At 41.6% G+C, this 11609-nt stretch carries 13 protein-coding genes; 2 read left to right on the top strand and 11 right to left on the bottom strand.

The features are described from left to right. Positions 1-105: 105 nt before the first annotated feature. The 3 genes from secF to BRLA_RS06320 form a co-directional block, all read right to left on the bottom strand. Positions 106-1041, bottom strand: a complete 936-nt coding sequence (secF, locus tag BRLA_RS06330; protein WP_003338342.1) for a protein translocase subunit SecF — start codon at positions 1039-1041, stop codon at positions 106-108. Continuing rightward, the gene (gene secD / locus BRLA_RS06325) at positions 1031-2266 is read right to left on the bottom strand and encodes a protein translocase subunit SecD (RefSeq protein ID WP_003338343.1); all 1236 of its coding nucleotides are present in this window, start codon (positions 2264-2266) and stop codon (positions 1031-1033) included. The genes secF and secD overlap by 11 nt, the downstream gene beginning before the upstream one ends. 102 nt (positions 2267-2368) lie before the next feature. Then, positions 2369-2638: a post-transcriptional regulator gene (locus BRLA_RS06320; protein WP_003338344.1), complete on the bottom strand. Its 270-nt coding sequence runs from the start codon at positions 2636-2638 to the stop codon at positions 2369-2371. A 146-nt stretch (positions 2639-2784) separates the two neighbouring features. Here BRLA_RS06320 and spoVB point away from each other — a divergent pair, with 146 nt between their 5' ends. Continuing rightward, positions 2785-4368 (top strand): stage V sporulation protein B, encoded by a 1584-nt coding sequence (gene spoVB / locus BRLA_RS06315; protein ID WP_003338345.1) that lies wholly within the window; start codon positions 2785-2787, stop codon positions 4366-4368. On the opposite strand, the gene BRLA_RS06310 is transcribed toward spoVB, so the two are convergent. After that, positions 4369-5085, bottom strand: coding sequence for a DUF421 domain-containing protein (locus BRLA_RS06310; protein ID WP_003338346.1), 717 nt, complete (start codon positions 5083-5085; stop codon positions 4369-4371). A gap of 89 nt (positions 5086-5174) precedes the next feature. After that, positions 5175-6152, bottom strand: coding sequence for a magnesium/cobalt transporter CorA (corA, locus tag BRLA_RS06305; RefSeq protein ID WP_003338347.1), 978 nt, complete (start codon positions 6150-6152; stop codon positions 5175-5177). Positions 6153-6296: 144 nt separating this feature from the next. Here corA and BRLA_RS06300 point away from each other — a divergent pair, with 144 nt between their 5' ends. Further along, on the top strand, positions 6297-6674 hold the full coding sequence (locus tag BRLA_RS06300; protein ID WP_003338348.1) for a TIGR04086 family membrane protein: 378 nt from the start codon (positions 6297-6299) through the stop codon (positions 6672-6674). Between the two features lie 81 nt (positions 6675-6755). Here the strand turns inward: BRLA_RS06300 and yajC are convergent, their stop codons facing one another. From yajC to ruvC, 6 genes are all read right to left on the bottom strand, one after another. After that, positions 6756-7082: a preprotein translocase subunit YajC gene (yajC, locus tag BRLA_RS06295; protein WP_003338350.1), complete on the bottom strand. Its 327-nt coding sequence runs from the start codon at positions 7080-7082 to the stop codon at positions 6756-6758. Positions 7083-7101: 19 nt separating this feature from the next. Further along, positions 7102-8232: a tRNA guanosine(34) transglycosylase Tgt gene (gene tgt, locus BRLA_RS06290; RefSeq protein ID WP_003338351.1), complete on the bottom strand. Its 1131-nt coding sequence runs from the start codon at positions 8230-8232 to the stop codon at positions 7102-7104. A 122-nt stretch (positions 8233-8354) separates the two neighbouring features. After that, positions 8355-9383, bottom strand: coding sequence for a tRNA preQ1(34) S-adenosylmethionine ribosyltransferase-isomerase QueA (queA, locus tag BRLA_RS06285; protein ID WP_003338352.1), 1029 nt, complete (start codon positions 9381-9383; stop codon positions 8355-8357). A 49-nt stretch (positions 9384-9432) separates the two neighbouring features. Beyond that, positions 9433-10440: a Holliday junction branch migration DNA helicase RuvB gene (ruvB, locus tag BRLA_RS06280; protein WP_003338353.1), complete on the bottom strand. Its 1008-nt coding sequence runs from the start codon at positions 10438-10440 to the stop codon at positions 9433-9435. 6 nt (positions 10441-10446) lie between these two features. Continuing rightward, complete coding sequence (gene ruvA / locus BRLA_RS06275) at positions 10447-11067, bottom strand: Holliday junction branch migration protein RuvA (RefSeq protein ID WP_003338354.1); 621 nt, start codon at positions 11065-11067, stop codon at positions 10447-10449. After that, positions 11064-11564 (bottom strand): crossover junction endodeoxyribonuclease RuvC, encoded by a 501-nt coding sequence (ruvC, locus tag BRLA_RS06270; RefSeq protein ID WP_003338355.1) that lies wholly within the window; start codon positions 11562-11564, stop codon positions 11064-11066. The genes ruvA and ruvC overlap by 4 nt, the downstream gene beginning before the upstream one ends. Between the last annotated feature and the right edge of the window lie 45 nt (positions 11565-11609).

Here is an 11609-nt window from a genome sequence, read left to right as displayed (position 1 = left end):
CAGTTGGATGAACCTATTGTATCATTTGCCCATCCACTACTTATTGTATTTTCTTGAGCATAAAAAAACCGTAGGGGATATCCCCCACGGTTTATTCTATCCAATTTAGTTCTCATTAGGAGTAGCTTTTAATCCTTTTTTCTTCATTTCACGTTCTTTCATAGATACCCAAATCTGTGCAGCGATAAAGATGGAAGAATACGTACCACTGATCAGACCAAAGATAAGAGCCAAGGAGAAGTTACGAATGCCTTCGCTACCAAAAATAGCAATCGCAGCAGCTGTAATGAACACGGTCAAAACTGTAAAGATAGAGCGGCGCATACTTTGCCATAAGCTCACGTTGACCATATGCTCTAAATCTTCAATGGTTTTTGTTTTCATTGTCCGCATATTCTCACGGATACGGTCAAAGATAACAATCGTATCATTGATAGAATAACCAACGATCGTTAAAATCGCTGCAATAAACGTTAAGTCAACTTCCAAACGGAACAAGGAGAACAAAGCAATCGGGATAAAAGCATCATGTAAGATGGAGATTACGCAAGCAATCCCGAATAAGAATTGGAATCGAATCGCAATATAGACAACAATCCCTGCAGAAGCAACTAAAACAGCGATAATGGCTTTATTCACTAGCTCATTAGCAATCACGGGGTCAACCGTAGATTCCTGTTTCGTTACCTGATCTCCATATTTTGCTTTAACAGCAGCCTCAATCTCTTTCAGCTTTTCTGGAGTGATCGTTTCTGTAAACGTTGTTGTTGCGAATTCCTTATTATTACCATATTTAGTTACATCTTTAAAGTGAACATCAGGCATTACTTTTGCAATAATTTGTTGAACATCTGCTTCATTAAACTGTTTGTTAATAAATAAATCCAAACGAGTACCTGCTGTAAAGTCAACGCCTTTATTTAGTCCAAACATTAGCATCGAGGCTAAACCTAGAACTAGTAGGATACCTGAAAGCCAATAGAATTTGTGTCGGTTTTTAACAATATCAAATTTAACAATATCTTTTTCTTTAGAGTTCACCGATTTCACTCTCCTTTACACCAAACCAGCGCGGCTTCTTAAACGCATTGGAACGAAGAAGCAACCATAGCAAAAAGCGAGAGCCAAACACGTTGGTAATCAAGCTGACAATAAGAGTCATTGCTAGGATAATCGCGAAACCTTGAATGGAGCTCGTCCCAAAGTAGAAGAGCACGACGCACGCAATCAAAGTAGTAACATGTGAATCAATGATTGTAATCAACGAGCGACGTTCACCCGCACGGAAAGAAGACAGAATGGTCTTACCTGTCATGATTTCTTCTCGAATACGTTCATAGGTAATAATGTTAGCATCTACCGCCATACCTACAGCCAAAATAAAGCCGGCAATACCCGGTAGCGTAAGCGTAGCATGCATCCATTGCAACACTACTAAACATACATAAATAAACGCTGTTAACGTGATATTTGCAATTATACCAGGAACACGGTATACAAAAAGCATAAAGAGGAAAATTAGTGCTCCGCCGATATACCCTGCATAAATAGTCTTTTTCAAAGCAAGATCACCAAGGCTTGCTCCTACTGCCGTTACTTGCTTTTCAATTAATTTAGCTGGCAATGAACCTGCATTTAACGTTTCTGCTAATTCACGTGCCTCATCTTTTGTGTATTTACCTGTTATTTGTGCGCTACCACCTGTAATAACACTTTGAATCGTAGGATTTGTTAACAAGTTTTCATCTAAAAAGATAGCAACTGGTTTTCCTAAATTTTTACGTGTTACTTCTGCAAACTTTTCTGCATCGGCAAACTTCAGAGTAACAAGTGGCTCATTTAGCTCACCATAACCAATAGCAGCTCCACCAGGCGCTAGGTCTGTTCCACGCATAACGACTTCACCTGTCATGTCACGGAACGTCAATACGGCTGGTTTCCCGATCAACGTACGCAGCTTCTCAGGATCAGTAACCCCTGCCAATTTAACGCGTACGCGGTTAGGATTTTCAATGGTTACCTCTGGCTCAGAAACTCCCCCGATATTAACACGTTTCTCAATCATCTGAGCTGTTGCTGCAAGTAGTTCAGTGTTTGTTTTGTGCTTTGCATCAAGTGGTTCTACTTCATACAAAATCTCAAATCCGCCTCTTAAGTCAAGACCAAGTACGATATTGCCCGCTACTTTTGTGGTAGTAGTGGCCATGAGCGTACCTAAGAGTCCGATCACCAGTAGGAAGAGAACAAATCTACTCCACTTTATCATCTAACATAATGCCCCTTTCCCAATGGATACCAAGCGTTCATACGCAAATATCCCAATTCAAAGAATCAATATGCCCATTATAGACTTGTAGAAAAATGCATGTCAAATTACGCCGTTATTTTTATACATATTAATCATCACATAGTTCATATATTTGCTAATTTTTAAGGAGAGGATATCGTTAACAAGACGATGTAGAGTGGGGCGTTCTTCTCCTTTATAGGCTGATATCACACACTCCCATATCTCTTCAGGAGTAATGTTATCGTAACCTAAAATCAAAAATTCCTCTGCCTTACTTTTGCATAAAACTAACATTTCCTGATATTTGTCAACCTCGATAAAGCTCATCATATTCTCTTTATTCTCCATTTTCTACACCTCTTTACGTGACCTTTGTTGTTATAAAATGTTTCTCCCACACATAAAATCTAGTCATGCCCTAGGTGGCACGTCCATATGGTAATAGTGTAGTAAATAAAGCTTAAGGTAAATGTTAAAGAGAAGGGGCTATCCCTATGAAAAAATCCTTTTTTTACGGTACCATGGTACTCATTGTAGCAGGCGCCATTACTAAGGTTTTTGGTTTCGCCCATCGTATTATTCTTTCCCGCTTAATTGGTTCAGAAGGTATGGGACTGTACCAAATGATCGTCCCACTTCTCTACTTTCTGATTACCATTACTACATTTGGTTTGCCTGTTGCCATCGCTAAACAGGTTGCAGAAGCGGAAGCAGCCAAAGATCGCCAGCAAACAAGAAGATTCCTCTATTTGGCCCTAGCTATTACAACTGGACTGAGTACCCTAGTCTCCTTATTGTTAGCTGTTGGTGCTCGTTTTTTTACGGAATTGTTCTTTACGGACTCCCGCACCCATCTGTTATTGCTGACAGCTTTACCTATTCTACCAATCGCTAGTGTCTCGGCTGTCTTGCGCGGTTATTTTCAGGGAAAACAAAATATGGTGCCTACAGCCCTCTCTCAATTGATTGAGCAAATAGTCCGTATTTTGATAGTAATAGGTATGACCTTGACACTCGCCCCCTACGGAATTTTCATTGCTACCATTGGTGCAGTCTGTAGCATTTTATTAGGTGAGCTAGCCGGCCTATTATACATGATATGGAATTATAAAAAGAACAAACGCGAACTAGGCGATCTGTTTAAACGACCCGGCTCACGTCGGGAATTGTTTCAAAAAAGCTCCCCGGCTATCATGCAGCTCTTACATGTATCGCTGCCTGTCACGATGAGCCGCGTAGTAGGTTCTATTGCTTATGTAATGGAACCAATGCTTGTCCCCTATGCGCTTATATTAGCAGGATATAAAACCATTCAGGCGACCTCCTTATATGGTCAATTTTCTGGAATGGCTGTCCCTCTGTTACTTTTCCCTACTTTTCTTACCTATTCGTTATCCATTTCAATGGTTCCTGCTGTTGCAGAAGCCGCTTTTGAGAAGAACAGCAGGATGGTTCATCGCCGCATTTATCAAGCCATGCGTATTACGCTGGTCATCGGGGCTCCCTGTGCTGTTTTATTATATGTATTTGCAGAGCCTCTCTGTCAACTATTATACAAGCAGGCTGAGGTCGGCCTATTATTAAAGCAATTGGCACCATTCTCTGTATTTTTGTTTTTCCAGGCTCCATTAGCCGCTGCTCTACAGGGTTTGGATCAAGCACATGTTGTATTCCGTAACACCCTGATTGGCACAATCGTCAAGATCGCATCCATGTTTATACTGACATCTCGCCCTGAATTTGGAATTAACGGGGCGATCATTGCGCTGAATTTAAACATTACGTTGGTAACAATGCTCCATTTTGCTAGCCTCGTCAAAGGGATTGGGTTTACTATTCAGGTTGGCGAATTTGTAAAAATTGGTTTTGCTATGCTGGCTATCGGCTATTGTAGCACGTATATGTCTGAACACTGGTTCAAAGATACTAGCTTACTCCATATGCTAACAATATGCTCTTCTGCTTCTATGCTTCTCTACTTAGTATTACTTGTTAGTATGAAGGTACTGGGAAAACAGGATGTAGCCCGCATTCCTTGGATTGGTCAGCAATTGAGCATGTTTTTCCCCCGCAGATGATTATTTGCGGGGGTATTGTGTTTTATTTACAAACAGCTTCCCTTGCTCATCAATGCTACAAAACATAATCTCGTTCGTATGACGATAACCTTGTTTTTTTAATTCCTGCTTAAGCCAAAATATATTTTTACCGATTTTTTCTACAGCATCCGTCTGTACTTCCCCATCCATAATTAAGGGAATGGGAAAACTCACAGTAACACCTGTTAAGGATTTTTTAGGCTTCTTTTCTTGTAAACCTAAATCTTGCAGGGTAACAGGTGATTTTTCCGGTTTCGTAAATACGCTGACTTTGCCTGTCGTTTCCAATATAGCAAATTCAACATCAGCTAGGTTTTTTACATTTTCTTGTCGTAGGTGAATCAATAGGTCATCTAGGTTAAGTCGATTTTTTTTCAACGCTTCTTCCCTTATCTCACCATTTGCAATCAAAACATCTGCTTCTCCGTTAACGAAGTTCCTGATCTTTTTACTTTTCATAAACAAATAGGCCATTCCTATTTCCAACAGCATGATAAGGATCATGGGCGAAAACATGTGCAGAAGTGGTTTCTCCACCTGATCAATGGCAAGCACCGCCATTTCTGCAAGCATGATCGAAATGACTACATCAAACAAAGACATTTGACCCAGTTCTCTTTTGCCCATCAGCCTCATGATGAGTAGGAGGAAAAAATAACTAAAGAGGGTACGCATAAGTATGGTTAGTAGCTCCACGGTATAAGACCTCCCACATGTTCATCTACCTTATTTAGTAGTGTCCACGGGTCAATCCTACCTTATGCGTCCCTCTCTTTTCCTTTCTGTTATAGCCATTTTTTCTTTTTAAAGACATAGAGCATCCACGATGTCAATAAAATCATTGAACCGAATGCGATGACAAACATGACAGGCTCTGCTTTATCCCCCATCCATTCAAAGGTGTTCATTCCAAAGATCCCTGTGATAAAGGTTAGTGGCAGAATAACAGTAGAGATAATAGTCAGGATACGTACTGTTTCATTACTTCTGCCCGTAATAATCGTGTAATAAGTATCTAGTGCACCGTTTACTAAATCCCGAAATGTTTCTGTTGAGTCTACGATTCGCTCCAAGTGATCCGTTAAGTCCACATAGAAAGGAACATTTTCCTCTGAGATATCAAACGAATAGCGACCGTTCACATTGGCAAAAATCCGCTTTTGTGGCAAAATCACGCGGCGTATTAAAATCAAAGTACGCTTTAACGCTAAGAATTCCTCTGTAATTTCTTCAGTTTGATGCTCGTAGATCTCATCCTCTAAATCATCAATACGGACACTTAAGCGATCCATAATTGGAAAGTACTCATCGGTAATCCCGTCAACAATGGCATACAACAAATAATCCGGACCACGATTTAAGAAGGAATTACTGCGATGACATTGAGCTGCAATGCGCCCAATCGTATTCATTGGTGATTTATGAATAGTAACAATGTAGTTCGGACCAAGGAAAACATTAAGCTCTACTGTAGTAATCTCGTTATCGCTTTCCTCATTATAACGCAGCGCGTGAAAAACGAAGAAATAGTAGTCATCATATTTATCCACTTTTGCACGCGGGCTGACGTGCAAACAGTCCTCAATGGCCAATGGGTGAAACTCAAAAATTTTCGCAATGTAATGCAGTTCCTGATTACCTACATCATACAGATCAATCCATAATAAATCCTCAGGAGATTTCAGCCATTGATCCTTGGTGGTTAAATCTACATCGTGGATCATCTTCTGTTCGGAATGATTATAAAAATAGGTTTTTATCATCGGTATCCTCACCCCCGTTTTTTTCCCTTATCCATCATACGAAAATTCGCGGCGATGTTCAATCAAGAGATGAATAAGCCTGTCAAGCCTCTCATATAGATGGTAATAAGAAAATGAATCATAAAGAGAGGATGGGATCGTGTTATGCGCAGTCATTCCGCCTCGGTGATGACGGGATTATTTCTAACGCTTGGACTTGTCTTGCTAGGTTCTATTTTTGCTGCATTACTTCTTTCCTTTACCAGTGTCAAGGAAAGCTCTCTACCTTACTTTAGCTATGTCATTAACATTTGCAGCTTGTTGATTGGCGGCTTTGTAACGGGGCGCAAATGCGGCGCACGCGGCTGGTATTATGGAGGTTTAACCGGTTTAGGCTATTTCTTTCTCGTCTTACTGATCGGTTTCCTAGGCTTTAATGCTCCGCTTAATTTTTCAACCCTATTGTACACTCTCTTTGCCTTTCTTATCGCAGGGATTGGCGGTGTTTTCGGTGTAAATACAACCAATCGGCGAAAATATTAGGCTTATAGATCAAAGGGCATGATCTGTTGACAAGGAAAAAAGCTGTTAGCATATCGCTAACAGCTTTCTTGTGTTTATGATTTATTTCGTATCTTCAGCAGGTGCTTCCAGTTCCTCTTTTTTCGTTTCCGCTACTTCTTTAGTAGGGCTAGAAACTGAAACAGCATTTACTGCACCGCGGTCGAACGTCATGTGTACATTGTGAGAAACCTTTAAAATAAGTGTATCGTCAGTAATGTCTTGGATAGTGCCATGCAGTCCTCCAATTGTTACAACGCGATCCCCTTTTTTCATAGCTGCCAACATTGAATTGCGTTCTTTATTACGTTTTTGTTGAGGGCGAATCAACAAAAAGTAAAAGATCACAAACATAATAATAATCGGCAACAATCCACCTAAACCTTGCATGGTTCATCCTCCTTAGTTCTTAGAAAGATCTATTTTCACCCAATCCATATTGGGCAAAAAACTGGTCTCTGAAATCTTTCAAACGATCTTCTCGGATCGCTTGGCGCACTTTCTCCATCAATTTAATGAGGAAGTGCAGATTGTGATGCGTAGTTAAACGAATGCCAAAGGTCTCTTCAGCTTTGATCAAATGACGAATGTAAGCACGCGTATAATTCTTGCACGTGTAGCAGTCGCAATTAGGGTCAAGTGGAGTAAAATCGCGCGCAAACTTTGCATTGCGTACGACTAACCTTCCTTGGCTCGTCATGCATGTCCCATTTCGAGCTATACGAGTTGGCAACACACAGTCAAACATATCAATTCCACGAAGCGCCCCTTCTATGAGGGCATCTGGAGAACCTACACCCATTAAATAACGAGGTTTGTTATCCGGAAGCAATGGAACTGTGTAATCTAGCACTTCATACATTAACGGGAATGGCTCACCTACGCTAAGTCCGCCGATGGCATACCCCGGGAAGTCCATCTGTACAAGGTCACGCGCACTTTGTTCCCGTAAATCCTGATACATACCGCCTTGTACAATCCCGAATAAAGCTTGATCTTCCTTGCGCTCGTGCGCGCGTAAGCAACGCTCTGCCCAACGGGTTGTCCGCTCCATCGATTTTTTTACATAATCGTACTCGGCTGGATACGGGGCACATTCATCAAAAGCCATCATAATATCGGCACCAAGTGCATTTTGAATCTGCATCGCTTCCTCAGGTCCAATAAACAGCTTTTCCCCATTTAAGTGAGAGCGAAAAGATACACCCTCTTCTGTAATCTTACGTAAATTGCTTAAACTAAATACCTGAAATCCACCACTATCTGTTAAAATAGCTCCGTTCCAGTTCATAAATTTATGCAAGCCACCTGCTTCTTTAACGATCTGGTGACCCGGACGCAAGAATAGATGGTACGTATTACTTAAAATAATGTTAGCGCCCATCCCGCTGATTTCTTCAGGGGACATGGTTTTAACTGTGGCTTGAGTCCCAACCGGCATGAATGCTGGGGTTTCAAAAGTACCATGCGGGGTATGAACTCGTCCCAGTCGTGCGCCAGTTTGTTTGCACGTTTTAATTAATTCGTAGCGTACTGCCAAAGTCTCTGCACTCCTCAATAACCAGATGTGAACACCATCTGTTTTATTAGCATGTTTTTCCTACGTCTTATCTATTATAAAAGGTATGATCACGAATCACAAGAAAACGCATAAAAATTCTTTTATTTAATTAACATCGCATCTCCAAAACTAAAGAAACGATATTTGCGGGCAATCGCATCCTGATAAGCACGAAGAACATTTTCACGTCCAGCCAAAGCACTAATTAGCATGACCAGCGTTGATTTAGGTAAATGGAAGTTTGTTAAAAGCCCGTCAATAATCGCAAATTCATAGCCAGGATACATAAAAATATCCGTCCAGCCAGATTGAGCAACTAGCTTGCCCCCATGTTCTTTTGCAATAGTCTCCAGCGTTCTACAAGATGTAGTGCCGACAGCAATGACACGCTTACCTGCCTCTTTTGCACCATTGATCAGATCAGCCATTTCCTGTGTCAATTGATAATGCTCAGCATGCATAACATGCTCTTCAATTACATCTGCTTCCACCGGACGGAAGGTTCCCAATCCCACATGCAAAGTAACATAGGCTAGTTTAATCCCTTTTTGCTGGAGCTTATCCAAATATTCTTGTGTAAAATGCAAACCTGCTGTCGGGGCCGCTGCAGAGCCTACTTCCTTAGAGTAAACAGTCTGATAGCGTTCGCGATCATCTAGTTGTTCATGAATATAAGGCGGTAGGGGCATTGAGCCTAATCGATCTAAAATCTCATAGAAAATTCCCTCGTAGGAGAATCGAACAATTCGCCCTCCTGTTGGTGTAATCTCTTCGCAAACACAGCGAAGCATACCATCACCAAACTCTATCTCAGTTCCTACTTTAAATCGTTTCCCTGGACGTGCTAAGGTTTCCCAACGGTCATCCCCAAGCGACTTAAGTAACAGAATCTCAATTTTAGCCCCTGTCTCGCTTTTTAAGCCAATCAAACGGGCGGGCAACACGCGACTGTCATTAACAACCAGCACGTCCCCCGCTTCTAAATACGTAAGTAAGTCCGTAAACTGCTGATGAGTTACTTCACCTGTTTGTTTATCAAGAACAAGCAAGCGAGACCCTGTGCGATCCTCAAGTGGATGCTGGGCAATCAACTCTTCAGGCAGGTCAAAATCAAATAAAGTTACATCCACGTCTCTCTAATCTCCTTTTTTGCAATTCATTGCTGTTGGACAAATCCTTCTAAGACTCAGAAGGCATTGGGAGTTGAAAATGCGTGTAGCATGCTGGTGTCGCAATACGTCCACGCGGTGTTCGTTGAATGAACCCAATTTGTAGCAAATAAGGCTCACAAACATCTTCAATCGTTTGTGATTCTTCCCCAATGGTAGCTGCAATCGTATCTAGTCCTACTGGTCCGCCTGCAAATTTTTCAATGATGGCAAGAAGTAATTTATGATCAATATGATCAAGTCCGCAAGCATCCACCTGAAGTCTGACTAAAGCTTCATGGGCAATTTCTTGGGTAATAATTCCTTCGCCCTGAACCTGAGCGAAATCTCGGACACGTTTTAATAAGCGATTGGCAATACGCGGTGTCCCTCGGGAGCGCCTGGCAATTTCTAGAGCCCCACCTTCTTGCATCCCAATTTGCAGGATGTCTGCTGCACGCGACACAATGAAAGCTAATTCTTCAATTGTATAAAATTCCAAACGATTAACGACCCCAAATCGATCACGCAACGGAGACGAAAGTAAGCCCGCACGCGTCGTAGCCCCTATTAAGGTAAAGGGCGGCAGGTCAAGTCGGACATTGCGAGCACTCGGCCCTTTTCCGATGATGATGTCTAAAGCAAAATCCTCCATTGCTGGATACAAGACTTCTTCTACACTGCGATTTAGTCTATGTATCTCGTCAATAAACAGCACATCCCCCTCTTGAAGATTCGTAAGGATGGCAGCTAAATCACCTGGTCGTTCAATCGCGGGTCCAGAGGTTGTTTTTAGGTTCACACCTAGTTCATTAGCTATAATCTGGGATAAAGTTGTCTTTCCTAAACCTGGAGGTCCATATAATAATACATGGTCCAACGCCTCTTTTCGCATTTTAGCAGCTTCGATAAAGACCTTTAAATTCTCTTTTACCTGCTTTTGCCCGATGTATTCGGATAAGAAGCGAGGACGCAAACTAAATTCATTAGCATCTTCTTCCCACTGCATATGGGTGGTAATAATCCGATTATCGTCCATCTTCTTTTATCCCCTCATAAAGAGCGCAAGCCCCTGTTTAATCAATTGTTCTACACTAGCCCCCGATTTAGCTGATTCCAGCAATGTAGGACGAATCCCTTGTGTTTCGTTGTCTGAATAGCCTAAAGCCATCAACGCCTGCATAGCTTCCTCTAAAGCAGCCATATCGGAATTTCCCTTCACCAATAAAGATTCTGGTGCAGTTGTAACCAGCATTGACGGTGTAAAGCCCTTCAACTTATCTTTCAAGTCTAAGATCATGCGCTGGGCCGTCTTCTTCCCAATCCCAGGAAACTTTGTTAAATAAGTCACATTCTCTTGTTGAACAGCAGAAACAATTTGGTCAGGTGTAGCCCCAGCCAAGATAGCTAATGCGCCTTTTGGTCCGATGCCATTCACATCAAGCAGTCGGCGATATAAATCACGTTCATCTCTGGTTGCAAATCCATATAAATGAATCGCATCTTCACGTACATGGTGATGCGTAAATAATCGGCAAGACTTCCCTTCATCTTTCACAAAATAATAAGGATTAGGACAAAAAATGCGGTAACCAAGCCCACCTGCTTGTACCACAACGTATTCCGTATCTATATATGAGACAATTCCTTCTACAAAATCAATCATTTCTTTGCACCTTCCGATTTATCATAATACGTGCGGCTTTGAGCATGTGTAATCGCTACACCTAATGCGTCTGCTACGTCGTCTGGTTTTGGCACTTCTTTTAACTTCAATAACATCCGTACCATTTCTTGAATTTGCTTTTTCTCAGCTCCACCGTAACCAGTCACTGCCTGCTTGATTTGCATTGGTGTGTATTCAAAAACCGGGATACCTTTTTGCTCCGCAGCCAAAATAATAACACCCCGAGCCTGTCCTACAGTAAAAGCCGTGGTCACATTTCGGTTAAAAAACAATTTTTCTATGCCCATTTCATCAGGCTTATATGTTTCCAAAAGCTCAATGGTAGCATCATACACTTGACGCAGTCGTAACGGCACAGGTGTATGAGCTTCTGTCTGTATGCTACCATACTGTACAGGCTTTAAGGAACTTCCTTCTTTATCGATAAAACCAAACCCGACAATTGCAATCCCCGGGTCAATTCCGACTATCCGCATTCCATTCTCTCCGCTTCTTCCTGTCTTCCTTTAACTGTAACACAA

Source organism: Brevibacillus laterosporus LMG 15441, assembly GCF_000219535.2.
Classification (GTDB): Bacteria; Bacillota; Bacilli; order Brevibacillales; family Brevibacillaceae; genus Brevibacillus_B; species Brevibacillus_B halotolerans.
This window is presented reverse-complemented; position numbering and strand designations above follow the sequence as displayed.